The organism is Terriglobia bacterium (assembly GCA_020072645.1).
Taxonomy (GTDB): domain Bacteria; phylum Acidobacteriota; class Terriglobia; order Terriglobales; family Acidobacteriaceae; genus Angelobacter.
The window spans coordinates 55,415-82,015 of record JAIQGK010000012.1 but is presented as its reverse complement, the minus strand read 5'-3'; the positions used below and the strand labels follow the sequence as shown (position 1 = coordinate 82,015).

The window sequence follows — 26,601 nt, the reverse complement described above, 5'->3', positions numbered from 1 at the left end:
TGCTGGTCATCCTGCCTTCTTAGGGGTTTTGACAATATTTTTCTTGCGGACTGCGGCCTTGGCCGGGGAATTTACTTTGGCTGCCGTCACAGGCTGCGCCTTGCTGAGCATGTCTTCAATCATCTGGCCCAGCTTCTCCCGCACTTTTACTTCTTCCACCAAAGGCCCAGAAGCTCCGCTATTACTTACAACCCAGATTGTGGGAGTATGTTCCACGCCAATGCGCTGCCCGAGCAAGTAATCTGCTTTCACCAAATCCGCCAGCTTGCCATCGGGATCCTTCTCCTGGGAGACGGCGGTCTTGTTCTCGCCCGCGAATTTTTGCGCCCACTGCAGCAGATTGTCCCGAGTGATCTGTATCTGGTTGGCATAAATAAACTTACGGAACTCATTTCCCGTGCTGGGCGATCTCTGGTCGAAATATCGGGCCCACACCGCGGCATCAAAGGCCCAGTTGTGCATGGGCAAAGGAAAATCACGTAGCACCACCGGGATTTTATGCTCGTTGGCGGCTTCCCAGATCGCAGGGTAAGCCTTGGAACAATCCGGGCATTGCATGTCTTCAAACATCACGATAGCGACTGTAGCTCCGCGAGGCGGCTTAAGCACCGAGGCATCGACGGCAAACACAGCGACGCTTGACGCCAGCATAAACACCGCGATCAAGACCCAATTCAGGCGCAATTTCATTCCCCGGCTCTCAACAAGAAATCTCTTACCCCATATTTTACGTGAGCCGCGGTCTTCACACATAGGTTGGAATAGCCTCAGAAATGAAACTTAAGGCTCCCGCCCAGCGTGCGTGACGGAGCAAACTGAATCGGAATCTCTTCGCTTTCCTTGGATATTTTGTAGCGGTTGTCAGTCAGGTTCGTCGCGTCCAGCTCCAGATCAAGGCGGCGGGATTCGGCCTTCCACATGTTGAATCCAGCGCCAAGGTCGGCAGTAAGATGCTGGTCCAGCCGTGGTCCGTTTTCAACGATGGTCCCGCTACCGTAGCGCAAAGCAGTGCCGATCCAGGAACTTCTCCAGCTGTTGCGATAGAAGAGATTGGCCGTTCCCGTATGTGTCTGATCGAAGGCGGGCTGAATACGCTCACCGGGATCAAGAGGCTCATCGCCGGTAAAGCCGCCGGTAACCGGACCGTAAAAGAAAGTGCGAGAAAGCGTATATCCCACCCGAGCGCTTATGCCAAGCCGTTCCAGGCTGCGCACATTCAGGATCACATCCGCGCCGCTGGAACGCGCCGTGTTGAAGTTAATAGGCAGGAACAGCCGCGAGATGCTGATTTCATGGTTCTCAAAACTGTTGTGCCCGGTGTGCGTGTAAGCATCCACTTCAAGCGACACCTGAGGATGAAGCTCCTGCTGTATGCCGACTTCAAAATAGTTTTGCGTGTAAGCACGCACGTTGCCTACGCGCTGGCCGGGATCGGCGGCGTTGTTGCCGATAAAGCTGGCCAGCAGGGAATATTCAATCGGGGGCGGGGAGAAAAGCCGGTTGTAAGAAGCGTGCACCACTGATTTGGTGCGCGTGATGTGATAAGCCACGCCCACGCGAGGGCTTAGCTGCACGTGCGTGTCAACCAAGTCAAAGTAGTCATAGCGCGCGCCCGCATCCACAGTGAGATTTTTGAATGGCGAAAAATGGTCTTGCAGGTAGAGTCCGGCTTGGCCGCCTTTTACTCCGCCACGGAAGTTGAAAGCTCCGCTGGCATCAAGATTGAAAATCTCAGCGTCGCCACGGCCGTCAATAAAGAAACTTTCCAATTCACGCAGGCGCGTCAGGTCCACGCCGGCTTTAAAGACGTGCCCATGCCACAGGTGCACCACGTCACTTTTTGCTCCCACGGTGAGCGTGCTGCGCGATCCAATGGAAAGCGGCGTGATGGGATCGGAAGTCGGCAGAATGCGGTCTGAGCCGATGCGCTGATAGATGGAGCTGGAGAGAACGGTATCGGGAGAAAACGAGTGTCCCCAGGTGAGGATGGCTGTCTGCTGGCGGAGATGGCGCGATGGATCGCGGCCTACGTCCTGGTCTTCCGGCAGATTGGGCTGCTGAAAGTTTGCGCCACTGCCCATCAAAAGCAACTTGAAATTATTTTTTCCGCTCACCCAATCCAGCTGCGTGGTGCCGCGCAGGGCAGAGCCAAAATCGTGCAGCTCAATAGCGTTGGGAGGGTCAAGAAAACGTCCGGAAGTAAAGCCGTCTGCGAACGCGTAATAGCCGAACTTGCCTTTCGCGCCGCCATATTCGGCGTTCATATCGTAATTGTCTTGCGTGGCTCCGTGAAAGTTTGCTGACCCATGGTCCTGCATGTCGCGGCCGGAGCGAGTTGTAATATCCAGGACGCCGCCAAAACGGTTGCCGTATTCGGCGGTGAAGCCACCTGTCATTAGATCAGCTGTCTCAAAGATCTGCGGGCTGGCGCCGGGACTGAACTGCGGCTGCGTGTTGTCCAGAAAAGAAACGCCGTTAATAAATTCATGCAGTGAAAATTCATTGCCGCGCACGTTGATAAAGTTGTCATGGCTCTGGCTTGCGCCGGGCATCAGGTTAGCAACCAGGTTGCTGGTGTTTTCCACCATTGGGTCCATCAGGCGCTCAAGCTGTTCGTGGCTGAATGTCTGTGAGCTGCCTGTCCTGCCCGGATCAATCGCTTGATATTGCGCCGTTACCTCCACGTTTTCAGTGACCGTGGTCTTGGGAGCCAGTTCGATCGTTAATGAGACCGTTTCGCGCGGCGGCAGAACCATCTGGTAGTCGCGGGTGAAATATCCCGATGCTTCAGTTTTGACGACATATTGACCGGCATTCACTGCCGCAAAATGGAACCGGCCATTGGCGTCAGCAACCGTCTTCTGTGCTGGCATGGAAGCGCCGGCGTGAGTGAGAGAAACTTGCGCTGAGCTGATGGGCGCTCCAGCAGCGGTTTTCACCACGCCTTCCACGCTCGATTGAGCGGTGCAGAAGCTAGTGGCGAAGATAAAAAAGGCCAGAAAATACCAGCGAATCGCGCGCAAAACAGTCTCCACAAGGATCGGTTTCAGTGTTCGATTCTACCTTAGTTGCTGAAAAAGCTGCTATGGATTGGGCTGCCGAAATGCTGGTAGTAGACAGAAATCTGGGTGGTGGGATGAAACGCACAATCGCCGTAACCGTGTTCACAACTAGTGAGGTTGAGTGGCGGAGTATTCTAGAAAAGTTTCTGCGGCGATAGCAGGGCGATCTTCTGGCGGCCTTTTTTGATCAGATTGCCGACCCAATGAAACATGCCTGTCTTGGGTTGCGCCTGAGGGGCTGCAATCGCCGGAAAAAATTCATCGTAAAAAGAAATATCGGCTGGAGCGGAGGTCATTTCCAGGGCCGCATGATACTTCGTAGAGCCTGTAAACTGGGGATTCGCGCTTTGATGCAGCGTGGCAGGACTGCTCACCGACGGAACAGAAGCTTGCAAACTTAAAGCAACACCCGCGAGGATGAGAGAGCAGACTAGACGGCGCACAGCCCTTATTATACGAGGACTTAGACCATGGCAGAAATTGGCGCAGACCGGAAAATTACCCTAGTCCTTTGGTGTTATGAAGTTCAAGGTTGCCTTGACTAAGGCCCGCAACAGTGACAAATTTCTTGGCGGCATAGCGTTCCAAAAGCTTGCCAGTGGCTTCGACGGTAAAGCGGCGGTCTGTACCAAAGGCCAAGTGCCCGCCATCGTGCAGCAGGACAATCTCTCCTTGCGGCTGGCGCCGAGAATCCACCTGCCCAGTTACCTTTTCCACGATGGTAGCGGCTGATTTCGCGCTCCAGTCGTACCCGGTCACCGACCACATCACAGGATTGAGTCCCATGGCGCGGGCCGTCCGCAGCACATTGGGGCGACGACCGCCAAAAGGCGGCCGAAAAAGCGCGATCCTTTTTCCCATCGCATCTTCCAGCGCTTTGCCGCAGTCGGCAAGTTCCTGGCGCAGCCGCGCCGCCGAAACCAGAATCAGGTTGGGATGGCTCTCCGTGTGGTTGCCAATTTCATGGCCTGCCGCAGCAATTGCCCGAACTACGTCCGGTCGCACGCGCACATATTTGCCTATAAGAAAAAACGTCGCCTTGGCATTGTGCCTGGCCAGCACGTCCAGTAAACGCATGGTGTGCGGATCGTTAGGCCCATCATCGAAGGTGAGCGCCATCTGACTGGGATCGCTGCCGTGCGTAAGCGTGCGGCCATAGAGCTGCGACGTGGGAGCCATGGTGGCGTATCCGGCATAGCTGGCCGCGGCAGCAGAAGCGAGCGTGATGTAAGGCCAGAGCATCGTGGAGATTTGGTAATTGGGTAAATTGGTAATTGAAAACCAAATTTTCGGAGCATCCACCCGGAACTATGGCCTTTAACGCATTCCAAGCTCGGATGATTTTCAGTTACCAAATTACCAATTTACTCAATTACCAAATTTTATCTGCTCCTTTCATGCGGCAACCCACGCTGAAAGGCTTTCACTATCAATCATTTCATTGCTCGCCGCTCCGGCTTTCCACAGCCTGTTAACTGATTGCACATTGCCAGCGGACGTTTTGCCATATATGCTGCGTTCAAGTCAGCCGACTTGTGACGCATTTGTCATTGACTCGTGAATCGTTTACCAGTGAAACGTCTATCAGAAGAACATGGCCAAGCTTTTTGAACCACCACAATATATAGCAGTGGAAGGCCCCATCCGCGTGGGCAAGAGCACGCTGGCCAATATCATCGCGGACCGGCTGAATGCCCAGCGCGTGATTGAGCCGGAAGACAATCCTTTTCTCCGGGCATTTTATGAAGGCGAGCGCGGCGCGGGTTTCCAGGCGCAGTTTGCTTTCCTGGTCCGGCGCTTTGAGCAGTTGCGCGCTCTGGAAGTTGGCCCCAAATCGCGCAAGACCGTCGTTGCGGACTATATTTTTGAAAAGGACAAGATTTTCGCGTACATCAACCTGAGCGATCCTGAACTGGAAGTTTATAACCGCTATTACCAGCTCTTCCGTGAGCAGCTTCCCGCCCCGGACCTGGTGATTTATCTTCAGGCGTCGCCAGATGTGCTGAAGAAACGCCTGCGCAAGAAAAACGTTGCCGGCGAGACCGCCGTGAGCGATGACTACATTGAAGAAGTGGTCAAGGCCTATGAACACTTCTTTTTTCATTACACGTCGTCAGATCTGCTGGTAGTGAACACCAATGACATTGACTTTGTCGAGCGCCATACTGATCTGCAAGAATTGCTCCGCCGCGTGAGCGAACCCATACGCGGGACGCAGTACTTCCTGCCGCTGGGATCTACCGGCGCGGCCGGCGTGTAAGGCTCTCTACCGCGGATTTGCGCGGATGCTCGCGGATCAAGAACCTTTAGCCCAAATAAACGATCCCGCTTCCCTGTTAAACTCGATTTGCATGGAGACCCACGATTCAGTCGGTAGCATGACCCAGGCCTACGCTCAGAAGGCCGTAATCATCGCCCAAGAGTTCAATGCGCGGCTCGATTACAGCGAGAACTCTTTGATGGAGCTGGAAAATATTCTGGGCCAACTCGCGCTCGACCTGCCGCCGGGAGGTCCTTCTACTGACGAGCTCACAGAAGTGTGCAAGATGTGGGGTTGCTACCTGGGCGAGGTAGTGCGGCGACGCTTTGGCGGAGACTGGAGCATCGACACTTATCCCGGCAAGCAATTCGCCACACTGACGTTGACGGTGGCCGGCAACAAGCTTTTTCCCTCGATGAAGATTCATCGTCGCCTTACTGAAGGCGAGGCCGACAACGTGTGGTCGTTCTACAAGATGGTCAAGGCCAAGCTGGATCCTGCGCAACGGCCGAAACCGAACTAGTCCCACCCTGATGATGTACATCTTCAAATCAGTGACGGAACGTCTCTCTGAGTTTGTTGATCAAAGCCTGCTATACATAAGTGATACTATTCGGAAGAAATATGCGCGTAAAACTCACGATTCTTCTGCTTTCAATCCTTGCGGCAAACGCTACCTCTTGGGCGCAGGATGCGGAGGCGACCCTCAAGCAGTTTGAGGGTAAGACTTTGATTCTTCGCCATGCCTTGCAGTCAGACTCTCAGCAATATGACGCAGCAGGCAAGGTGCTGAAGGGCGGAAAAGATGGGTCATGGACTGTCTTCGGCGGTATCATGATCGACCGTGTAACTCTCACGCCCGACAAGCTCCGCCTTGAAGGCCAGCGAATATTTTTCCTGTTCCCAAAGCAGAAATTAACCCTATTCGAATTCAAACGGCGCAAAGCTTTTAAGGGGCCGCCCTTTTCGCCTTCCGTGAATGTGGAAGTGATTCTTGACAAGCCGATTGATTCTGCCGAACAGGGGCTCACTGTCCTGGGCCGGATATTTGCCTTGAAGACAGAGGACTTTCTGGAATCCTTGCCGGATTTTTGGCGCGCGTACCTGCTGGACCACCATTTCAACTACGATGCTTCTCAGAAAAAAGAAGCGGAATACCGCTGGAGTGAGGAAGTTCCTAAAGCGAGTAAGCCGATTCAAAACGTCCCGTCAGAGTCGACCAAAGATCCCAAACATGAGGACTCTCACGAACTTGCCACGTATCCCATTGGTCCGGGTTCCGGGGTCAAGGCTCCCAAACCCAAACACACTCCCGAACCTGATTACTCAGAGATTGCTAAATATGAAGGATACCAAGGTACCGCGGTGGTGAATGTGATTGTTGGGACGGATGGCAATGTCCACTACGTTCGCCTACTTCGTCCATTGGGTATGGGGTTGGACGAAAACGCTCAATCCACAGTTCAAACCTGGCGTTTTCAGCCCGCTATTCGCAACGGACAACCGGTTGCTGTCGAAATGAATATTGAGATTGCATTCAACCTATACTGAAGTAAGCCTTTGTTCTTGTGTGCTCGCCCTGCCTTTTTGCTAGCTCTGCGTGGTTATAAAATCTGTGCTTAGATAGATAGTAATGATCCAGCTCACCGCAGCCGGCAAGCGCTTTGGCCCCAAAGTCCTCTTTCAGGAATTGGACTGGCTGATCACGCCCCATGATCGCGTGGGACTGGTGGGCGCGAACGGCACCGGCAAGACTACGCTGCTGAAAATCCTTGCCGGTACGGAGTCGCTGGACTACGGCACGATCACGCAGCAACGTGGCATACAGAGCGGCTACCTGCCGCAGGATGGCCTATCGCTTTCCGGACGCACCGTTTTTGCCGAGTGTCTCTCGGTTTTTGAGCAGGTGCACCAGATGCAGCGCGAGCAGGAGGATCTGGCGCGGCGCATGGCGGAAGTTGATCACGCCAGCGCGGAGTACCAGCAGATAGCCGAGCGTTTCCATCGCATACAGGCGGAGATGCAAGCCCGCGATGGTTACACCATTGAGGCTGAAGTCGGGACGGTGTTGAACGGCCTGGGCTTTAAGAAAGAAGATTGGGAGCGGCGGACAGAAGAATTTTCCGGTGGCTGGCAGATGCGCATTGCGCTGGCCAAACTGCTGCTGCAAAAACCCAATCTGCTGCTACTCGACGAGCCGACGAACCATCTTGATCTGGAAACTCGCAACTGGCTGGAACAATATCTGGTCAATTATCCGCATGCCTATGTGCTGATCTCGCACGACCGCTATTTTCTGGACGTAACTGTAAAGAAAACCGCCGAAATATGGAACAAGCAGGTCTTCTTTTATTCCGGGAATTATGAGAAATATCTGGCGCAGAAAGCGGAGCGCCGCGCACAGCTTGAGGCCGCTTACGCCAACCAGAAGGAAAAGATTGACCAGCTAGAGGCTTTTATCAATCGCTTTCGATATCAGGCGACAAAAGCAAAGCAGGTGCAGAGCCGGATCAAAGAACTGGAGCGGATGGAAAAGATTGAAGTCCCTCCAGAAGAGAAAGCCATCCATTTTTCTTTTCCGCAGCCTCGTCCCAGCGGACGCATGGTCGCTGAAGCTAAAGATCTGGGCAAAAGCTATGGCGCAAAGCAGGTTTTTTCCGGCGTGAATTTTGTGATCGAGCGCGGTGACCGCATTGCGCTGGTGGGCGTGAACGGCGCTGGAAAATCTACGCTGATCAAGCTGCTTGCCGGCTCGGAGCAGTCCACATCAGGAGAACTGCGGCTGGGCCACAATGCCGATGTCGATTACTTTGCGCAGGACCAATACAAGGCATTGGATCCCAACGCGCGCATGCTCGACGATCTTTTTGAAGCCGCGCCGCGCTCCACGCAAACGGAGCTTCGCAGTCTGCTCGGGTGCTTCTTGTTTTCAGAAGACGATGTTTTCAAAACCATCGGCGTGCTCTCCGGCGGCGAGCGCAATCGCTACGCGCTGGCGCGCATGCTGCTGCATCCGTCCAACTTTCTGCTGCTCGATGAGCCAACAAACCACCTTGACCTTCGCGCCAAAGACGTCCTCCTGGATTCGTTGCAGAAGTTTACCGGCACAGTCGTCTTCGTTTCGCACGACCGTTACTTCATTGACAAGCTGGCCACGCGCGTCTTTGAAATTGGCGAGGGGCGCGTGGAAGTCTTTCCCGGCAATTATGAAGATTATCTCTGGCGCAAAGAGGGGAAAGACAATGCTGCAGCCGACGTATCTCTAGCGTGGAACAGCGGAGCGATTTCGGCAAACACCGGGATCCAAACAAATCATCACGAAGCCGAAAAATCCCAGCCCGAAACGAAGCTGAAGCGCCTGAACCCGATCAAGCTTAAGCAGATGAAAGAACGTCTGGTGGAATTGGAAGAAGAAATCGCACGGCTGGAAGCCGCCATTACTACGGCGGAAACCGCATTGCAGAACTTTGTAAGCGTGGAAGAGACGCAGGGGCAGACAGACTTGCTGAATCGTGCAAAGACCGATCTTGAGAGCGCCATGAACGAGTGGGAAGAACTGAGCCAGGTGCTCGAAGCCCACATTGAGGTCTAGTTTCCCGGTTCAATTCTTATGGCACCACGACCTGCGCGCTGGCTGTGCCCATTTTGTTGGTGGTGCGGTCGAGTACGCCCATGCGAAGAGTATATGTTCCCGGTTTCAACTCTAGTTCCCGGTTGCAGGGCAAGAAGCGCTGTTGCTGCATCTGCTTAAATTCTGTTTCCGGCAGGTTCGCGTTCACCGTGCTGCTGGACATTGTCGGCTTGTCTTTGTCTTTGCCGTAGGCCCACACCGTACAGCTCAGCTTGGCTGATTCTAGCCCACCTTCTTTGTGCTCAAATGCAATGGTCTGTGGATCAACATGGAAATTTACAACCACTTTTCCGTTTTTGGCAGAAGGCGGTAATACCTGTGCCTGGAAGAGCAGACCAGTGGCAGCGGGAACGTCAAGCTGTAACGATCGGCTGAAGCTCTCAGCTACTGCGTCAGAATTTTCCTTGTTTACCTTTTCCGGATCCAGCGCATAGTAGCCTTCGCGATAGCGCAGATTCATTCCGGGCTGATTGCTCTTTATTTCAATTGTGCGGAATTGTCCGTCCCACTTTTTGTTGTTGGGATAATATTCCAATGTGTAATAGGTTGAGCCGTCTTCAATACTGGATTTGAGTCCAAGGACCAGATTGTTGCTGTTTTTAAAAGCCTTGCCGCCAGTACGCTCAGCCATATTCTCCATGGTGTGTTGAGAGGCCAGATGGTCATCTTTGCCAATTGCTCCCGCATCCACCGGATACACCGCCACCTGCGCCGCCATGAGCGCGTCTGTAACCTTCATGACCAGCGCGGCATAGCTTTTGGAAATCAACGATTTTTGAAGGGCCTTTGACGTGGATTCCCCGGTAGAAGCTTCCTGGCTCTTGAGGTCCCCGGCGCTCAAACTGTTTTGCGTGTTCACTTCAGGATAGAGCATGAGAGGAAAACTTTCGGAGAGCCAGATCAGGTTCTTGCGTCCTGGATAACCCTTCAGTATTTTGGCCAGCACATTCAACTGATTGAGCGTTGTCTCAATGCCTCTCTCGCTCGTGTGATAATCGCCCCGGGTGGCGTAGACCGATGCCCGCGCCTCAAAGCTGTCGCCGCTGAGGGTCTGCGCTGGCGGCCGGTACTTTGCTACAGCGGCGCTCAATACCCTATTGTCAGTCGTGAAATCGTGCAGCAGCTTGAGTTCTGATTCCAGCGCAAAAATGGCAACAGGACGGCTCAACTCTGCCGTGTTCAGGAACTTGAGCAGCTCATCTTTGGCGTAAGCGTGCTCAGGCAAGTTACCATTGACGGTGTCAAAAAGGATGACGTTTAAACTGCTCGACTGGATCCGTGGCGTGTTCGTAACAACATTTTGCGGCAATTGCGGCAGCTGCGTGGTTTTGGCTGCATTTGCCCCCTGGAAGATAAATCCGCTGATCTTTTGCGGCTTGCCATCTTCCAGCAAAGTGAAATCTTCCACCTTCAGCCCCGGGACCAGCACGCCCTTTTTAGCGGCGACCACGTCTACCACCACAAGACGCGTGTTTGTTCGCAGGACCTCATCAGAATGCAAAACCGGTGACTGATCTGACGCAGTTGGCTGCGAGACGGTTTGCGCATAAATCCCGGATGGGACCAGCGTAAGAATTCCCAGGAAAAAAACTAAGCGGCCCATAAGCTTCACTCCTCGACTATGGCACTACCACCTGAGCCGTGGCGGTGCCAATCTTGTTGGAAGCCCGATCCAGCACGCCCATGCGCAAGGCATATGTTCCTGGTTTCAAATCAAGCTGGCGGTCACACGGTAGAAAACGCTGTTGCATTATCTGCTCATACTCGCTCGCATTCAGGTTCGCGTTCACCGTGCTACTGGACATTATCGGTTTGTCTTTGTCTTTGCCGTAGGCCCACACGGTACAGCTCAATTTGGCAAATTCCACGCCGCCATCCTTCTTCTCAAAGGCCAGAGTTCGCGGATCAACGTGGAAGGTCACTACAACTTTCTTGTTCTTTTCTGAAGGCGGCTGCACCTGTGCCTGGAAAACCACTTGCGTGGCCGCGGGCGCGTCAAGCCCCAGCAGGCGGCTGAAGTTTTCCGCTACTGCGTCTGAATCTTCCTTGTTGATCTTTTCCGGATCAACCGCATAGTAGCCTTCGCGATAACGCAAATTTATGTTCCCGTGATCGCTTTTTACCTGGATCCTGCGGAACTGGCCGTCCCAATTTTTGTTTTCCGGATAATACGTCAGCGTGTAATAGGTTGAGCCATCCTCGATTCCGCTGCGAAGGCCCAACACAAGATCGTTGCTGTTCTTGAACGATTTGCCTCCAGTGCTCTCCGCCATGTTGTCCATGGTGTGCTGCGAAGCTAGATGATCATCTTTGCCTACCGCGCCCGCATCCACCGGATACACTGCCACCTGCGCCGCCATGAGCGCGTCTGACACTTTCTTTATCAGCGCCGCATACGTCTTGAATGTTGGTGAGGATTGCAGGTTCTGCTGCGTCGATGAAGAATTTGCCGCACCTCCAATTGCGCTTCTAAGGCTCTGGCCGTCCATGTGAAGCTGGTTGTCTGTCTCGGGAAAAAGCACTAATGGAAAGCTCTCAGAGAGCCAGATCAGGTTTTTCCGTCCGGGATATCCGGCAAGAACTTTTGCCAGCACGTTAAACTGGTTCAGCGTGTTCTCTATGTCGCGTTCGCTGGTGTGATAATCCCCTCGGGTGGAAAAGGCGGAGGCGCGCGATTCCATACTCTCGCTGTTGTTATTTTTTGCCGGAGGCCGGTATTTTGCCACCGCCGCGCTCAATGATTTGTTGTCTGTACTGAAATCATGCAGCAGCTTTAGCTGGGTTTGCATGGCGTAGATAGCCACGGGGCGATTGAGTGGCGCACCATTCAGAAACTTCAGCAGCTGGTCGCGGGCGTAAACCTGTTCAGGAAAGTCGCCATTGGCTACATCAAACAGGATCACGTTCAGGCTATTGGACTGGAATTTTGGCGCGTTTGTTACTACTGAAGGTGGAAGCTGTATCTGCGCTGTCTGCGACACATTGCTGCCAGAATGCTCAAAATTGAAACCGCTGATCTTTTGTGGCTTGCCATCCTCCAGCAAAGTAAAGTCGGAGGCTTTAAGGTCAGGCACCGGCTGGCCCTTGCCATCGGTGGCCACAACATCCACTACCACCAGGCGCGTATTCGTCCGCAGTGTCTGATCGGAGTGCATCACGTCCTGCGGCTGGTTCGCGGGATTGTTGGTTTGGGAATGGGCGCCCAGAAAGGACAATGAAAGACAAGAAATCGTGACCGCACGGCACAGTGTAGTCCAAGGCATGGTTAACGTCTCCCCTGAGATTCGCTGCGCATTACCCCCGTTCCGGCCATTCTACCCTGTGCAGAAAGCAATCTCCAACTTAACCCTGACTTAAGAAGTTTTCGGGGGACAACCCTCGGGCAGCCGGTGCTCTCCTACCTTAAGGAACGATTTGGGGGTCTGCGAAGGCAGAGCTGCGTCACACGTCAATCTGCAATGTGCCCGATGTTGGACCCTGGTACTGGGAAATTGATTCGGCGAATTCTTATTCTTTTGTTTTTCTGAAATGGGGCCCTGGGTGATCTCTCTTCGCGGTTTTCTGGCTGCAACTTTCCTTCTCGCATCCGTGAGCGCGGCATCTGCGGTTTGCACTCCCACAGTGGATAAAACAGTTAAGATCTGCTCTCCCGCCAGCGGAGCCACGGTGACTTCTCCCGTAACTTTTTCCGCAGGCGCCCGGGACAATGAGCATCCGGTCACAGCGATGATCATGTATATCGATTCAGTGAAGAAGGCCCAGAGCTCGAATGCTTCGCTCACGGCCGTGCTGTCTCTGGCAGCAGGAAAGCATGCCATCGTAATCCGCGCGTGGGATTCCACAGGATTTTTCTTTTCATCCTCAGAGAGCATTACCGTTGCTACATCACCCACGCCGACCCCGACTCCAACGCCCAGCCCAACGCCTACGCCTACACCAACCGCGACTCCAACACCGAGCCCAACGCCAACTCCCACGGCAACGCCTACACCGACTCCGGGGCCGGGAATCGCATCTATTAATCACATCATTTTTGTACTGCAGGAAAACCGGAGCTTTGATACCTACTTTGGAATGCTGAATCCCTATCGCAAGGCGCATGGCTGGAACATCGGCGACGACCAACGCGAATACGATGTGGACGGCATTGACGACAAGCTCACCACGATTTTCAACAAAAACGATGAAGGCGCCGTCTTCCCGCTCTTCCATACCACGAGCACCTGCCTTGACGATATGAGCTCTGCCTGGCTGGAAAGCTTTGGTGATGTGAGCCGCTTTGATTTCACCACCACGCGGCCAATCCTGATGGATGGGTTTGTCCACACGGCAGAGGGATTTGCGAAATCCGGCAGTGGCAGCGGGACATTTACCGATCTGGCGGGACAACGAGCGATGGCCTATTACCAGGACACCAGCACGACCGGCACAGACGAACTGAATTACTACTACTTCATGGCCTCGCAGTTCGCTCTTTCAGATCGCTGGTTCTCGCCAGTGGCGAGCAAAACGATCCCGAACCGGCTCGCCACTATGTCGGGAGGCACGTCACAGGGTTACGTGTTCGATCCCGGATTTGACGATCACGCGCCTCAGCTCGTAGGGACCACGATTTTCCAGTTGTTAGATCAACACAATATCTCCTGGAAAATTTATTACTCCACGACCAACAGCAATGGCGCTCCATCAACCACGTTTACGTATTTCACCTACAGCGGCAAGTACATTTTCAGAAGTTCCACCGGAGTTTTGACAGTTGACTCCACGCACATCGCGCCTATCAGCCAGTACTTTACTGATGTGCAGAACAATACGCTGCCACAATTTGCCTATATCGAAGCCAATTTCGGTCATGGCGATGAGCACCCGGGTTCAGGCCAGTCGATTCTTTCCGGCCAAGCCCAGATTTCAAACATCATCAACGCGCTGATGTCGAGTCCGTCATGGGGAGATTCGGCATTGTTCTTCACGTTCGACGAGGGCGGCGGGCCGTATGACCACGTGCCGCCGGTCCCGGGCCACACGAATCAGAACACCAGCGCAGCTCTGGCCGATCTGGAAGGCGATATTGCGCCGATCGCGGTAAATCCAGACGGATTCCTGCCTTGCCAGCCCACAACCGCGGGCGTTTATACCAATCATTGCGATCTGCGGCCTGACAGTCCGGGAGCGCATCCGGCTGACGCAGCTGCGGCGGGAAATCAGGGCTTTGGCGCACAACTGGGGTTCCGCGTGCCCAACATGATCGTGTCACCGTTTGCTCGCCGTCATTACGTGGGGCATACAGCGATGGACCACACAGCCGTGATTCACTTTGTGGAAGAGCGCTTTGGTCTGCCGGCGTTGACGAATCGCGATGCTGTCCAGCCCAACTTGCTCGACTTCTTTGATTTCACGGGCAAGCCCTGGGCAACGCCTCCAACGGGAATTCCAGTCCCGCCGGGCGTGGGATCAACGTGCCATCCTGCGACGATGCAGTAGTTATCGAGACGCTGCTTTCACGGCACCTTGGGAGCAGGCAGCGGCGGCGGAGATGCAGGCTCCGCCTTCTCTAAGGTCGCTGCCAAAAACTGGATAGCCTCCATATAGCCTTTGGCTAGATCCATATCGTTGTGATCAGCATTCTGTGCCCAGAATGATTGTTTTGGCTGGTTGGCCAAGTCGAATAACTTTTGTCCATGCCAGAAGGGAATCACTGAGTCCGCATGACTATGCATGACCAGGATCGGGCTGTGAATGTGGCGCACGTATTTGTAGTTGGGAAATTTATCGAACGGCAGCAGAGGGATCCGGGTAAGCACGCGAAAGGCTGAGACAAATGGGCTTTGCAGGATCACTCCTGCTGAAGGTCTTTTCGCCGCAATGTAGGCCGCAGGGCCTGCGCCTACTGATCTGCCAAAGATAATGATCCTGTCGGGAGGCGTCTTGAGATCGACGGCCAGAAACTCGTAAGCGGCGGCTGAATCTTCATAACAGGCCTTCTCAGTCGGTTTGCCTTCGCTGGTGCCGTACCCTTCATAGTCATAAGCAAAGACGCTGAAGCCTGCGTGCCGCAAGCCGTCCAGCCAGTACTTGTCGTCTCCCAGGTCTTCAGCATTGCCATGGCTTACCAGCAGAGTGAATTTGGCGGAAGGATTGGGAAGATAGACAGCGGAAATTTTCTTTCCGCTGGCCGTGGTGATCTTTATGATCTCCGCCGAATCCTTGTAAGAAGAAGGGTGTGGCAGGAAGATCATGCTGTCCGAGAGAAAAAACGCGAACAGCGCGAGTCCGATGTATAAAGCAGCAAGGATCAGCAGCATCCGAATAAGAAGCTTTTTCACTGGCAGACCATAGCTGGTCTTTACAAAGACCCGCGCCCCTCAAAGTATCTCTTTAATCCATGTTGCCGTTTGCGGGCAAAAAACTTATCGTCTTGCCGGCATCTTTGCGTGAGCTGCGGCAGCCTGCTTCTGCTCGACTGAAGGCGCTGGTGGCTCCTGCGCCACGATATGCAAGCCCAGCTCTTTCCTCAATTCAGCCTCCAGCTTTGCCATCATGTCTTTATTGTCTTTCAGGAACTGCTTCACGTTCTCGCGTCCCTGGCCAATGCGTTCCCCTTTATAGCTGAACCAGGCCCCGGATTTCTCCACGAGTTCCTTGGCCACGCCCAGATCAAGCAAGTCGCCTTCGCGGGAGATGCCTTCGCCATACATGATGTCAAATTCGGCTTCACGGAAGGGGGCCGCCGTCTTATTTTTCACGACTTTGATTTTGGTCCGGTTGCCAACCACCGCATCACCATCCTTGATGGCGCCGATGCGGCGGATATCGACACGTACGGACGAATAAAACTTGAGTGCGCGGCCGCCCGTAGTTGTCTCAGGATTGCCGAACATCACGCCGATCTTCTCGCGGATCTGGTTGATGAAGATCAGGCAGGTGCGCGACTTGGAAACGATTCCAGTCAGCTTGCGGAGCGCCTGTGACATCAAACGGGCCTGCAGACCCATGTGGCTATCTCCCATTTCGCCTTCCAGTTCGGCTTTGGGTACCAGAGCAGCCACGGAATCGACCACCAGCACATCAATGGCGTTGGAACGGACCAGCGCTTCGGCGATTTCCAGCGCCTGTTCCCCATAGTCCGGCTGGGCCACCAGCAAGTTGTCGACATCCACGCCGAGCTTGCGGGCATAAATGGGATCGAGAGCGTGTTCGGCATCCACAAAGGCCGCCATGCCGCCTGTCTTTTGCGCTTCGGCGATCACCTGCAGGGCGACGGTCGTCTTGCCGCTGGATTCCGGGCCAAAAATCTCAACCACGCGTCCGCGGGGAAAGCCGCCTACACCAAGGGCGGCGTCAAATGAGATGGAGCCGGTAGAGATCACCGCGATGGGGACAATAGCTTCCTTGCTCCCCAACCTCATGATGGAACCTTTGCCAAACTGCTTTTCGATTTGAGAGAGCGCAAGATCTATCGCCCTGGTTTTTTCCTGTCTTTCATCGGCCATTCATTCTCTCCATGCGGCATTTCCTAAAAAGGAAGAGAGCCTTTGCATTTCAGCGACGCTGGTGGATTTTCCCTTGCTGCGGGGGCGCGCTTCTATATTTCTATCATGCAGCGAATAAAAAGGGAACCGGAATTTTTATCGGACGTAAAAAAGCTCCCGGGCCTGAAACCCGGGAGCAGAGCCGACAGGAACAAACCGGTTACCAATAGGTGAGCTTTACGTTATCGAGCCATTCCTTGTAGGCCGCGTGGTTGCCTTTCAAATCCAGCTGGACCGCCACATTCAACTCATTCACGCTGGAAGCTCTCGAGGTGTAATTGCGGTTGACGTAATGCTTTACGCCGTCAATCGTGAGAGCGATGTAATCCACATAGTTGCCGTTGCGCTTGAATTCCCAGGTCAGATGATGCCATTTGTAGGCCGTGGGCATGGAGCAGTGGATGCCGGTGTGAATCCAGTTGCCATTGGCATTGCCCCAAACGTCCCATTGGCCGGCGGCGATGTTGCACTGCGTACCGAAGATCCAGCGCCGGTGCCCGTTGGCTTGGTTGCTGTCAAATTCGAGCGCCTGGGCGTTCTGAGGCGCAGTCAGGTAGAAGTAGACGTCGTACTTAAGGTTGTAAGCGCCATTAGCGGCGCCAAGCTGCTTCCACCACAATGCATCGGCATAGGGGTTGCTGCTGGATATAGAGAAAACTCTGGATACGCCGCTCATGGAGGGCGATGAGGTAGTCGCTGTATAAATGGAGGCTCCCGGACCTGCGGCGTTGGCGCCGGCACAGGCCACACAGGCTTGCCATCCAGTCATTCTCTGGATCTGACTCTTGACTGTCTGGGCGGATGAACGAAGCGAAGCGGCCGCCAAAAGGAACAGTACAACTACGAGAATGGAAACGCTTTTGGTTGTTTTCTTTACCATCACTACTTTTACTCCAGGGGATTTGTTTGCCGCCATTTCCAACGGCGAAACTGAGAGTAACGACGCATCTACTCTGCTTCAACCCTTTTCAGGCTGCCGCGCGAGAAACCAAAAATCGCGAACTACTAGGTGATTACGGCGGCTACTTAGTTCCCAAAAGCAAAAGGAGCGGAACCAAATCCGCTCCTTTTCGTGTTCATGAATGTTAATCGTTCTTCACATTCTCCACAGTTTTTGAGGTGAGTTCCCTCTGAACTGAACAGCCTTAACACTGCTAGAGCACTACCAATAGGTGAGAGTGACTTTGTCCAGCCACGTGGAATAGGCGTGCATGGCGGAGTCTCCGTCCATTTGGAAGGCCACATTCATTTCATGGACACTAGAGGCACGTGCCGGATAACTACGGTTCACGTAATGAGTGACGCCATCATAAGTAAAGCCGACGAAGATCACGTTGGTGGATGTCCGCTGAAATTCCCATGTAAGGTGGTGCCACACAAAAGCCGTCGGAGCAGAACAGGCAATCCCGGTTGAAATCCAGTTGCCGGCTGCGTTGCCCCAGACGTCCCAGTGGCCGCCCTTGATGTTGCACTGCGTGCCATAGATGAACTTATGCACAGCGTTGGACTGATTGTTATCAAACTCTAGGGCCTGCGACACGCCCGGATTGGTGATGTAGAAAGCCACGTCGTACTTAAGATGGGTGGCGCCGTCGGCAGCTCCAAGCTGTTTCCACCAGAGAGCGTCAGAGTAAGGCGTGGTGCCACTGATACTGAATTTGGCGGACGCGCCGTCGAGGGAAGGAGACACCTGGTTTTCCACCATGGAATAGGTCGCCACGGGACCATTGGCATTTGCGCCGGCGCATACGGTACAACTGGCCCAGCCTGTCATCTGGTCTATATTGCTTTTGACCACGGCGGTTGAAGGGGGCGCGGGGAAGGCCGCTGGAGTTGGAGTGGGAGTCGGGCTGGGGGTCGTACCGCTTACGGTCAGGCTCAGCGGCGCCTTGAAGACGGCGCCAGTTGAGTCCCAGGCTTGGACCACAACACTGTGGCCACCGGCCGCAATAGTTACGAATGTGTCAAGCTTGCTTGCCGAAATCAAATAAACGCTGATGTTGTCCACGTAAATCCTCATGGCGGTGATCGGATTTGCCGATGTTGCCGAGGCGACGAAGTGGACCGGGGATCCTGAAGTGGATCCAGCTGCGGGGGAACTTACCGTGACTCCCGCGAAGGATGCGGTGGCCAGAGTCAGGGTCGCAATCAATAACCGAATAGCGTTTTTCACTGCCGTACTCCTTCAGAGCTAGGGTGCTTGGCTTGAGGAGCAGAGGTTACGGCTGCATCTACTCTGGATGTATCAGGAGACTACTTAATTAGGTAGGATTTGACGCTTAGCTTAGTACTACGATTGAGAAACATGAGGAGAGCCCCTGAAAATGCGGCTGAAGCTGAAAATGACGGAAAGGGACTAAGTAAGTTTCCAATGAAAAACCGCCCCACGTGACGTGAGGCGGCTTGTGCAAAACATGTTGGAAGAAACCTATATATCGCTTTACGCTGCGGAATCCTGGACTGCCGCCAGCACTTTCTCCGTCTTGTAAACCAGCACGCCCTCTGCCTCTGACTGATGAAGCTTATGAACCAGATAAAGCGGGCGGCGGCGGACTTCATCATAGATCCGGCCGATGTATTCACCCAGCAATCCCGTGCAAATGAGCTGGACGCTTCCCAGAAATAGAATGGCGAGAAGAGTGCCAATGTGTCCCGCTCCCGGGATTATGCCGAAATATTTCAGATGGAAAACGGTATTGCCTAAATTCACTAGAGAGAGAAACAGCGTAAAAGCCAGCACTATTCCGCCCAGGACCATTCCCAGCCGCAAGGGCTTATAGCTGAAGCTGAAAATCGCATCCATGGCGTACTTGAAGAGCTTGGGAAGCGTTTGTTTGGCTTCGCCCGCGGCCCGTCCGGCGCGCTCGTAATAGACGATTGCCGTCGGAAAGCCCACCCATGCGCGCAGCCCGGGAAGATAGCGGTTTCCTTCTGAAAGATTATTGATTGCATCGGCTGCCTGGCGGTCCAGCAGGCCAAAAATCCCCGCATTCAGAGGGATGGGGAAATCCGAGATCAGGCCCATGACTTTGTAAAACAGGGGAAAGAGCTTGCCGCGAAGTCCGGTTTCCGCGCGGCTAGAACGCTCGGCAATGACTACTTTCGCGCCATCTTTCCACGCTTTGACCATGCGAGGCAGGACTTCCGGCGGATCCTGGAAGTCGCCGTCCATCAGCATAATGGCGTCGCCCTTGGCAACTTGGAGTCCCGCGGTGAGGGCCGCCTGATGGCCAAAGTTGCGCGAAAACTCCACCACACTTACGCGCGGATCGCGCTGTTGAATCTCTACCAGCAGTGAGAGTGACTTGTCCCGGCTGCCATCGTTAACGTAAATGACCTCCCAGTGCTCTTCCATACCCTCCATCACGGAGCGTATCGCGGTGTGAAAAGCAGGAATGTTTTCTTCTTCGTTATAAATTGGAACTACAACGGAAAGCATGGCCCAACTCCAGAGAAACTTTTTTACTGACTGCGTTCTTATTGCCTGGGTCTTGGCGAAGAACCGTGAAACCGCGCTTTCACGGCCTCCGCATAAAATCTAGGCTGCTTCGTTCTGTTTTGCTGCTTCTGCTTTTAAAGAAGCCTTGATCGTGACCGCGCGCTCGCCTACAACGTCAGGGCGTCCCACACTGTAGTAATTAAGGCCTGCGGTCTCCATCAAAGCCGGCTTAAAGAGGTTTCTGCCGTCCACCACAATGGGATAATGCAGCAACTGCTTGACTCGGGCAAGGTCAAGAGCAGCAAAGTCTTCCCACTCGGTGAGGACCAGACAGGCATCAGCGCCTTCCAGAGCTTCATAAGGGCCGCTGGCGAATTTCACAGCGCTGTTCGGTCCGAATTCCTCTGCGGCTCGCTCCATTGCGGCCGGATCATAAGCGGTGACAGAGCAGCCTTCCTTAAGAAGCGACTTAATAATGGACACGGCGGGCGACTCTCGAAGATCGTCAGTACCATTCTTGAAGGCCAAGCCAAGCACGCCGAGCTTCTTGCCTTTTAAGGTCCAGAGGGCTTTGCGCACTTTGCGCAGGAAGCGGTTGCGCTGCTCTTCATTCACTCTTACGGTTTCATCGAGGAGCCCAAAGTGGCAGCCGTTCTCACGGGCTACGGAACGGAACGCCAGAAGATCCTTGGGGAAGCAGGAGCCGCCGTATCCGACACCGGGTGAAAGAAAGCGGCGACCGATGCGTGAATCTGTGCCGATTCCCTCACGCACCTGCTCCACGTCCGCCCCCACGGCTTCACAGACACTGGCAACGGCATTAATGAAGGAGATTTTCATGGCCAGGAAAGCATTGGAGGCGTGCTTGATCAGCTCTGCACTCTTGGCGCTGGTGCGGAGCAAATTTGCCTTAAACGGGCCGGTCACCGGGCCGGGGATTGCGTCAGGTTTCTTGAAATAACTGCCATCCACCAGAGGCTGATAGGCCTCGGCCAGCAGGTCAGCGCAGCGGTCGCTATCCGCGCCCACCACAATGCGGTCAGGATAGAGGAAGTCTGCCACGGCAGTTCCCTCACGCAGGAACTCCGGATTGGAGGCAACGTCAAACAGCTCAGCGGGCGCGCCGTTCAACAGCATGATCTTTCTTACCCAGCTGTTGGTGTAAACCGGAACCGTGCTCTTTTCGACAACGACTTTATAGTCGTCAATGGCGCAGGCAATGCCCTGGGCAACTGATTCGACATAAGAAAGATCGGCGTCACCGTCATCCTTGGGCGGCGTACCTACGGCGATGAAAATCAGCTGGCTACGACGCACGGCGTCTGCCAGATCGCCGGTAAAATCCAGACTCTTGCCGCGATGGCGCTCAAGCAGCTCAGGAAGGAATTTTTCATGGATAGGGCACTCGCCGCGTTGGAGTTCGGCAAGTTTGCGTTCATCGTTATCGACCAGAACAACTTGATGGCCTAATTCAGCGAAACAGGCTCCTGCTACCAGCCCGACATAACCTGATCCTACAACTGCAATTCTCATTTAACGGGTCCCCAGGGTCCTAAACGAAGTTTGTCCTCAACAAAAGTGTGTTGAGAGCAGCTAAAAACCTCAGATGTCAGAACACCTGCTTGGGATGTCAAAACTAAGTAAATCCAGCAACATCCAACTTCGCGCTGAGAGGCAACATCTCATTCCATGGTCAGAGCTGCTGCTCGAACCGCTCTGAGCCCAGCAAGTTGCGGACGACTTGTCCCCTTCAGGCCTTTATGACTCAGCCCAAAAAACTCGCGCTTACCCTTGTTTTTGCTGTGTTGTCTCTCACTCTTCTCACAGGATGCCAGGGACTGGGCATCGGCGCCTCAGCATCGCCAACGCCATCCCCCACTCCCGCCGGTTCGCTACAGAGCGTGAACCACATCATTTTCATGATGCAGGAGAACCGGTCTTTCGACTCTTACTTCGGCAAGATTAATGACTATCGCGCGAGTCTGGGCCTGGGACGAGATGCCGATGATTTGGAAAACGATTTCACCAATCCCGCTGACGATGGAGACATAATTACCACTTTCCATCTGGCGACGAGCTGCATCTACAACACGTCGGCAGCATGGCTGGAGAGCCATGGCAACGCCAACCGCTTTGATACCAGTGACAGCGCTCCTCTCCTTTTGGATGGTTTTGTCCATACCGCGGGTCAGGGAGCGATTTTCGACGGCGATCCAGATACAGAAGGCGTACGCTCCATGGGCCATTACACCCAATCTGATTTGCCTTCGCCTTATTGGTTCGCCACACAATTTGCCACCTCTGATCGCTTCTACAATCCTGAGCCGGCCCAGACGGAAGACACCCGGCTTTACGCCATGGCAGCCACATCACAAGGCTTGGTGCAACCGCCTCAGGTCACTGGCACCACGCTCACCGCGAAGACGATTTTTCAGCTTCTGGACGCGGCAGGCATCTCATGGAAGATTTATTCCGTCGATCGCCAGCCGGATGGAAAGTTGATTACGTCACTGCGTAACTTTCAGCCCTACGTGACCACAGTGCAAGACCACATCGTTCCCATCTCTCAGTTTCTGACAGATGTGCAAAACAATACCCTGCCGGCGTATTCATACATTGAGCCGGGATTTTCCTCCGGGCGTGACGAGCATCCGGGAAAGACCAACAACATACAGCCTGGGGCGGCCTTCATGAATTCGCTCTTTGTCGCGCTGATTAACAGCCCTTCATGGAAAGATTCGATCTTCATTGAGACCTTCGATGAAAACGGAGGACTATTTGATCACGTCGGCCCTATGATTGATGGGAGGCCGATCCAGGAATTGTCGATCGGCGCAACTGGCCAGGCGGTTGGCCCAGGCAAGTATCCAACGGACGCCCCCATCATGCACGTTCCCAGTCCAGACGGTATCAAGCCCAGAGACTTGCGACCGAATGATCCTCCGGACGATTTCATACGTACGGGATTCCGCGTGCCGTTGATTATCGTGTCACCATTTGCGAAGCCCCATTACGTCTCACACACGCCCATGGACTATACCGCCGTCTTGAAGTTTGTAGAGAAGCGGTTCAATCTCCCGAGCCTCAACGCTCGCGACGCGGCCCAGGCGGACATGGAAGAGTTCTTTGATTTCTCTTCTCCCAACTTGAGTCCTCCATCCCCGGCCAGCCAGCCGGTGAATCTGCCGTGCAATGCAGATCTAGCGTCCGCCCCGACGAAAAACCCACCGACGCCCTAGCCACAATCTCCAGAAGTCGGTTAGAAGAGCTAAATTTCACCCCGCCCATAGGCGGGGTGTCTCTTTGGGGCGTCCTCAAAGACATCCTGGTTGAAGGCCTAGGGGCCTGATCCTACGAAAGTGCTCCCTCGCATGGTTTAAACTCAAACCGCAGGGCTTCTGCCGGAATTGCGGGGACTTACCTGAACCTTTAAGGTAAATAACCGACATGCACTAACGATTGCCCCATGTGGCTTGGGTTTCGCCGTTTTTCTGTGGTACTTTAGCCCCAATTACACTTGCGCGCGATTTCCCACGGCATTTGGAAAGGCTGCCCCTTCGGATTATTGATTTTTTATGGCACTCGGGTTTGGTTTCAACAAAGTAAAGGTCCTGGCGCAGGCGGAGAAGTTTGTCCAGCAAGGGAAGCTGCCCAATGCGATCTCTGAATACGAAAAGGTCATTAAGGAAGACCCCAAGGACCTGACGGTCCTGAATACGATTGGGGACCTCTACGCGCGCGTGGGCAACAACGATCAGGCCACATATTACTTTAAAAAAGTTGGCGACCAGTACGCGCAGAATGGCTTTGCCGTGAAGGCGATTGCCATTTACAAGAAGCTGACCAAGATTGGCCCTTACAACGCCGAAAATATCACCAAGCTGGCGGAGCTCTATGGGCAGCAGGGGCTCTATAACGATGCCCGCGTCCACTACATGCAGGTGGCCGACCATCTTTTAAAGTCGGGCGACAACGCGCAGGCGGCCAGGGTGTTCCAGAAAATACTGGAACTTGATCCTGAAAATGCCCACACGCAGGCCAAGCTGGCCGATCTATACACGAAGCTTGGCAAGAAAGATGAAGCCCGCAACATTTATTTCAGTGCGGCTGAGTCGCTTTATGCGCGTGGTTCTTACACCGCGGCGGAAGAAGCGCTGGGCAAAGTGCTTGCTCTTGATCCAACCAATACAGGCGCGCTAATGCTGCGCGGAATGATTTCCGTGGAGGCCGGCGACAGCCAGGCTGCGGTCATCTATCTGGAGCAGGTCACTGACATCGATTCGCGGCCAGACGGCCTGAGGGCGCTTTTACGCGCTAAGCTTCATACGGGCAACGCGGATGGAGTGGAAGAAGTCGCCGAGAAGCTGCTGACAAAGCACAATGACACGACAGGCGTGAGCACGGTGGCGCAGTGGTACGTGACCAACAATCGCGAGGAGAGCGCGCTGCGCCTGTATGAAAAGCATGCGGAACGCCTGTTCGGGGGCAATCCGGCGGCGTTGCAGGAGACGCTTGGCCCGCTGACTAGCCGCGTCCAGAACAATCCGGCGGCTCTGGCCATTTTGAACCGGCTCACAAACAAGTCAGGCGGACACGCGCAGACCGCCGAGGTAATGGAGATTCAGGCGCACACGGCGGCGCAAAAAGGTAATTTCACTGAGGCGCGCGATCTCTACAAGAAACTCACAGAAATGGAGCCCGAAAACGCGCTCCATACCCAGAATTACAAACAGATGCTGGCTAAGCTGGGAGAAGATTCCGCTACGCGGATCCTGAGCCCGGAGGAAGCCGCGCAGGCCTTCATGGTGGAGGAGCTGGACGAAACAGCCACACCGGTGCAGCAGAGTTACGATCCGCCAACGGAAAAGGCCATCGAGTCCGCGCTGACGGACGCCGAGCTGTATGTTTCTTACAACGTCCCTGCCAAGGCAATTCCGCCCCTGGAAGCTGCGTTGCCGCTCGCTCCAAAGGACGTGAATCTGAACCAGCGTCTGGCCAGCTTGTATGTCCGCGCTGAACGCTTTGCCGATGCCGCGCGAATGTACCAGAACCTGAGTAAGATCTATGACGAGCTGGGCCATCCGGCGGAAGCGGCAAAATATCTTGAAGCGGCAAAGAAATTTTCTTTGCGAGCGCCCGCGACTGCCGCTCCTGTCACGCCCGTCGCTCCACCGCCAACGCCAGCAGCAGCCAAACCCTCATGGCCGCCCTTGCCGGCTGAGACCAAGCCTGCTCCACCGCCAGAGCCTGTGGCTGAAGCGCCGGTGGAAATGGAAGCAGAAGCTGCGCCTTCAGTGCAGGAGTTCTCATTCGATGCGGCTGATATGGTTGAAGCTGAGCCTGAGCCCGCAGTGAGTGCGCCGATTAACGTTGCTCCGGCGGACGAGCCAGTTCCCCCGCCTGTAGGAGTAAGTTTTGAGCCGGTGGCCATTGACGCACCTACTCCACGCGCGGCTGCGCCTGAAGCTGCTGAGATTGACATTTCTAACGAGTGGGAAGAGATGATTGAGGTTGAGCCGGAAGAGTCCCCGGCTCCCGCGCTTGAAGTGCAGTCCTACCAGGAGATTCTGGCGGAGCCGGCAATGCCGGCGGAAGTGCCGCTGGAACAAGTGGTTTCGACCGAGCCCGAGCAGCCGGACCTTTCCGCGCAGGTTGCGGACAAAATCCAGGAAATCCACTTCTACATTTCGCAAGCAATGTGGGACCAGGCCAAGGCGGCAATTCTGGATTTGACCGAGCTTGCGCCTGATGCTCCTGAAGTAACCGAGCTGATATCCCAGGTCTCAAAGGGACAGCAAGCAAAGGCGACGCCTGCCGCCGCGGAAGCTACGCCGATAGAGACTGAAGAAGCTCCTGCCGCGTTTGCTCCCATAGAAGTTGCGGAGCCTTCGGCGCCGGTCATCGAAGATCGACCGATCGTTGCGCAGGCTGCGCCCGCGATGGACCTGGAAAATGTTCTCGATATCGTTGAGCCGCCGGCCAGGGTTCCCTCGCAGCCAGCCGCTCAGGCTGCTGCACAGTCAACAGAGGATATTCTTGGCGACTTTCTGCAGGACCTGGAGAAGTCAGACCTTGCGGATTTTGCACCGAAGGAAACTCACAGACCTCCCTCTGCGCCGACTCCCGCGCCGGCGATGGCAGCGGCTGCCGTGCCGGCAATCGACAAGCGCTCCAATGGCGACATGAAGGATACGGAATCCGCCAATGTGCTGAGCGACATTCTTTCTGAACTGCAGGAAGAGACCTCTGAAGCGGCTGAGCCTGAGGAAGATCCGGAAACGCATTACAACCTGGGCATCGCGTTCAAGGAAATGGGCCTGCTGGATGAGGCGATCGGCGAATTGCAAAAGGTTTGCCACGCGGTGGACCGCGGTGCGCCGTTCTCTCAACCCATACAGGCGTTGACCTGGTTGGCGCAGTGTCTGGTAGATAAAGGCGCGCCGGAAGCGGCCGTCCGGTGGTACCAAAAAGCGTTGCAACTACCGGGACTGGACAGCGGAAGCCGCTGCAGCATTTATTATGATCTTGGAGCGGCTTATCAGGCCGCCGGAGACAACAAAGCCGCCTTGACGAATTTCATGGAAGTCTATGGCTCGAATATCGATTTTCGCGACGTGGCCAGCCGGATAAAGGCGCTGAAAGCATAAAATCCTCTATTGCATCCAATTAAAGAAAACTAA

At 54.5% G+C, this 26,601-nt stretch carries 19 protein-coding genes; 7 read left to right on the top strand and 12 right to left on the bottom strand.

Going from position 1 to position 26,601, the window contains the following annotated elements; translation table 11 throughout:
- Positions 1-6 precede the first annotated feature (6 nt).
- The 4 genes from LAO76_16740 to LAO76_16725 form a co-directional block, all read right to left on the bottom strand.
- Positions 7-690, bottom strand: coding sequence for a DsbA family protein (locus tag LAO76_16740; protein MBZ5492570.1), 684 nt, complete (start codon positions 688-690; stop codon positions 7-9).
- Between the two features lie 77 nt (positions 691-767).
- The gene (locus LAO76_16735) at positions 768-3,023 is read right to left on the bottom strand and encodes a TonB-dependent receptor (GenBank protein MBZ5492569.1); all 2,256 of its coding nucleotides are present in this window, start codon (positions 3,021-3,023) and stop codon (positions 768-770) included.
- Positions 3,024-3,196: 173 nt separating this feature from the next.
- Positions 3,197-3,457 (bottom strand): hypothetical protein, encoded by a 261-nt coding sequence (locus LAO76_16730; GenBank protein MBZ5492568.1) that lies wholly within the window; start codon positions 3,455-3,457, stop codon positions 3,197-3,199.
- A 103-nt stretch (positions 3,458-3,560) separates the two neighbouring features.
- Positions 3,561-4,304 carry a polysaccharide deacetylase family protein gene (locus LAO76_16725; protein ID MBZ5492567.1) on the bottom strand — a complete coding sequence of 248 codons (744 nt, stop codon included), beginning with the start codon at positions 4,302-4,304 and terminating at the stop codon, positions 3,561-3,563.
- Between the two features lie 352 nt (positions 4,305-4,656).
- Here LAO76_16725 and LAO76_16720 point away from each other — a divergent pair, with 352 nt between their 5' ends.
- The 4 genes from LAO76_16720 (at position 4,657) to LAO76_16705 (ending at position 8,914) form a co-directional block, all read left to right on the top strand.
- The gene (locus LAO76_16720; protein MBZ5492566.1) at positions 4,657-5,322 is read left to right on the top strand and encodes a deoxynucleoside kinase; all 666 of its coding nucleotides are present in this window, start codon (positions 4,657-4,659) and stop codon (positions 5,320-5,322) included.
- A gap of 91 nt (positions 5,323-5,413) precedes the next feature.
- Positions 5,414-5,845: a hypothetical protein gene (locus LAO76_16715; GenBank protein ID MBZ5492565.1), complete on the top strand. Its 432-nt coding sequence runs from the start codon at positions 5,414-5,416 to the stop codon at positions 5,843-5,845.
- Positions 5,846-5,946: 101 nt separating this feature from the next.
- Positions 5,947-6,873 (top strand): energy transducer TonB, encoded by a 927-nt coding sequence (locus tag LAO76_16710; GenBank protein MBZ5492564.1) that lies wholly within the window; start codon positions 5,947-5,949, stop codon positions 6,871-6,873.
- Between the two features lie 82 nt (positions 6,874-6,955).
- Positions 6,956-8,914, top strand: a complete 1,959-nt coding sequence (locus tag LAO76_16705) for an ABC-F family ATP-binding cassette domain-containing protein (protein MBZ5492563.1) — start codon at positions 6,956-6,958, stop codon at positions 8,912-8,914.
- A 16-nt stretch (positions 8,915-8,930) separates the two neighbouring features.
- Here LAO76_16705 and LAO76_16700 read toward each other — a convergent pair whose 3' ends face one another.
- Both LAO76_16700 and LAO76_16695 read right to left on the bottom strand, forming a co-directional pair.
- Positions 8,931-10,556, bottom strand: a complete 1,626-nt coding sequence (locus LAO76_16700) for a VWA domain-containing protein (protein MBZ5492562.1) — start codon at positions 10,554-10,556, stop codon at positions 8,931-8,933.
- A 16-nt stretch (positions 10,557-10,572) separates the two neighbouring features.
- On the bottom strand, positions 10,573-12,216 hold the full coding sequence (locus LAO76_16695; protein ID MBZ5492561.1) for a VWA domain-containing protein: 1,644 nt from the start codon (positions 12,214-12,216) through the stop codon (positions 10,573-10,575).
- A 277-nt stretch (positions 12,217-12,493) separates the two neighbouring features.
- Here LAO76_16695 and LAO76_16690 point away from each other — a divergent pair, with 277 nt between their 5' ends.
- Positions 12,494-14,434 carry a hypothetical protein gene (locus LAO76_16690; protein MBZ5492560.1) on the top strand — a complete coding sequence of 647 codons (1,941 nt, stop codon included), beginning with the start codon at positions 12,494-12,496 and terminating at the stop codon, positions 14,432-14,434.
- A 17-nt stretch (positions 14,435-14,451) separates the two neighbouring features.
- Here the strand turns inward: LAO76_16690 and LAO76_16685 are convergent, their stop codons facing one another.
- From LAO76_16685 to LAO76_16660, 6 genes are all read right to left on the bottom strand, one after another.
- Positions 14,452-15,255: an alpha/beta hydrolase gene (locus LAO76_16685; protein MBZ5492559.1), complete on the bottom strand. Its 804-nt coding sequence runs from the start codon at positions 15,253-15,255 to the stop codon at positions 14,452-14,454.
- Positions 15,256-15,360: 105 nt separating this feature from the next.
- Positions 15,361-16,443, bottom strand: coding sequence for a recombinase RecA (gene recA / locus LAO76_16680; GenBank protein ID MBZ5492558.1), 1,083 nt, complete (start codon positions 16,441-16,443; stop codon positions 15,361-15,363).
- Between the two features lie 199 nt (positions 16,444-16,642).
- On the bottom strand, positions 16,643-17,362 hold the full coding sequence (locus tag LAO76_16675; GenBank protein ID MBZ5492557.1) for a hypothetical protein: 720 nt from the start codon (positions 17,360-17,362) through the stop codon (positions 16,643-16,645).
- A gap of 282 nt (positions 17,363-17,644) precedes the next feature.
- Entirely contained in the window at positions 17,645-18,655 is a 1,011-nt protein-coding gene (locus LAO76_16670; protein ID MBZ5492556.1) for a hypothetical protein, read from the bottom strand.
- A gap of 267 nt (positions 18,656-18,922) precedes the next feature.
- Positions 18,923-19,921 carry a glycosyltransferase family 2 protein gene (locus LAO76_16665; protein ID MBZ5492555.1) on the bottom strand — a complete coding sequence of 333 codons (999 nt, stop codon included), beginning with the start codon at positions 19,919-19,921 and terminating at the stop codon, positions 18,923-18,925.
- 99 nt (positions 19,922-20,020) lie between these two features.
- Complete coding sequence (locus tag LAO76_16660) at positions 20,021-21,454, bottom strand: UDP-glucose/GDP-mannose dehydrogenase family protein (protein MBZ5492554.1); 1,434 nt, start codon at positions 21,452-21,454, stop codon at positions 20,021-20,023.
- A gap of 227 nt (positions 21,455-21,681) precedes the next feature.
- Between LAO76_16660 and LAO76_16655 the strand changes: the two genes are divergently transcribed.
- On the top strand, positions 21,682-23,160 hold the full coding sequence (locus LAO76_16655) for a hypothetical protein (GenBank protein MBZ5492553.1): 1,479 nt from the start codon (positions 21,682-21,684) through the stop codon (positions 23,158-23,160).
- Positions 23,161-23,496: 336 nt separating this feature from the next.
- Positions 23,497-26,568 carry a tetratricopeptide repeat protein gene (locus tag LAO76_16650; GenBank protein ID MBZ5492552.1) on the top strand — a complete coding sequence of 1,024 codons (3,072 nt, stop codon included), beginning with the start codon at positions 23,497-23,499 and terminating at the stop codon, positions 26,566-26,568.
- The last annotated feature ends 33 nt before the right edge of the window (positions 26,569-26,601 follow it).

What these genes read in the sequence shown, in the direction of transcription:
- LAO76_16695 (MBZ5492561.1), bottom strand. Translation starts at nt 12,216, where the DNA reads ATGCCTTGGACTACACTGTGCCGTGCGGTCACGATTTCTTGTCTTTCA.
- LAO76_16685 (MBZ5492559.1), bottom strand. Translation starts at nt 15,255, where the DNA reads ATGCTGCTGATCCTTGCTGCTTTATACATCGGACTCGCGCTGTTCGCG.
- LAO76_16725 (MBZ5492567.1), bottom strand. Translation starts at nt 4,304, where the DNA reads ATGCTCTGGCCTTACATCACGCTCGCTTCTGCTGCCGCGGCCAGCTAT.
- LAO76_16705 (MBZ5492563.1), top strand. Translation starts at nt 6,956, where the DNA reads ATGATCCAGCTCACCGCAGCCGGCAAGCGCTTTGGCCCCAAAGTCCTC.
- LAO76_16720 (MBZ5492566.1), top strand. Translation starts at nt 4,657, where the DNA reads ATGGCCAAGCTTTTTGAACCACCACAATATATAGCAGTGGAAGGCCCC.
- LAO76_16650 (MBZ5492552.1), top strand. Translation starts at nt 23,497, where the DNA reads ATGGCACTCGGGTTTGGTTTCAACAAAGTAAAGGTCCTGGCGCAGGCG.
- LAO76_16665 (MBZ5492555.1), bottom strand. Translation starts at nt 19,921, where the DNA reads ATGCTTTCCGTTGTAGTTCCAATTTATAACGAAGAAGAAAACATTCCT.
- LAO76_16740 (MBZ5492570.1), bottom strand. Translation starts at nt 690, where the DNA reads ATGAAATTGCGCCTGAATTGGGTCTTGATCGCGGTGTTTATGCTGGCG.
- recA (MBZ5492558.1), bottom strand. Translation starts at nt 16,443, where the DNA reads ATGGCCGATGAAAGACAGGAAAAAACCAGGGCGATAGATCTTGCGCTC.
- LAO76_16715 (MBZ5492565.1), top strand. Translation starts at nt 5,414, where the DNA reads ATGGAGACCCACGATTCAGTCGGTAGCATGACCCAGGCCTACGCTCAG.
- LAO76_16675 (MBZ5492557.1), bottom strand. Translation starts at nt 17,362, where the DNA reads ATGGTAAAGAAAACAACCAAAAGCGTTTCCATTCTCGTAGTTGTACTG.
- LAO76_16655 (MBZ5492553.1), top strand. Translation starts at nt 21,682, where the DNA reads ATGACTCAGCCCAAAAAACTCGCGCTTACCCTTGTTTTTGCTGTGTTG.
- LAO76_16710 (MBZ5492564.1), top strand. Translation starts at nt 5,947, where the DNA reads ATGCGCGTAAAACTCACGATTCTTCTGCTTTCAATCCTTGCGGCAAAC.
- LAO76_16700 (MBZ5492562.1), bottom strand. Translation starts at nt 10,556, where the DNA reads ATGGGCCGCTTAGTTTTTTTCCTGGGAATTCTTACGCTGGTCCCATCC.
- LAO76_16660 (MBZ5492554.1), bottom strand. Translation starts at nt 21,454, where the DNA reads ATGAGAATTGCAGTTGTAGGATCAGGTTATGTCGGGCTGGTAGCAGGA.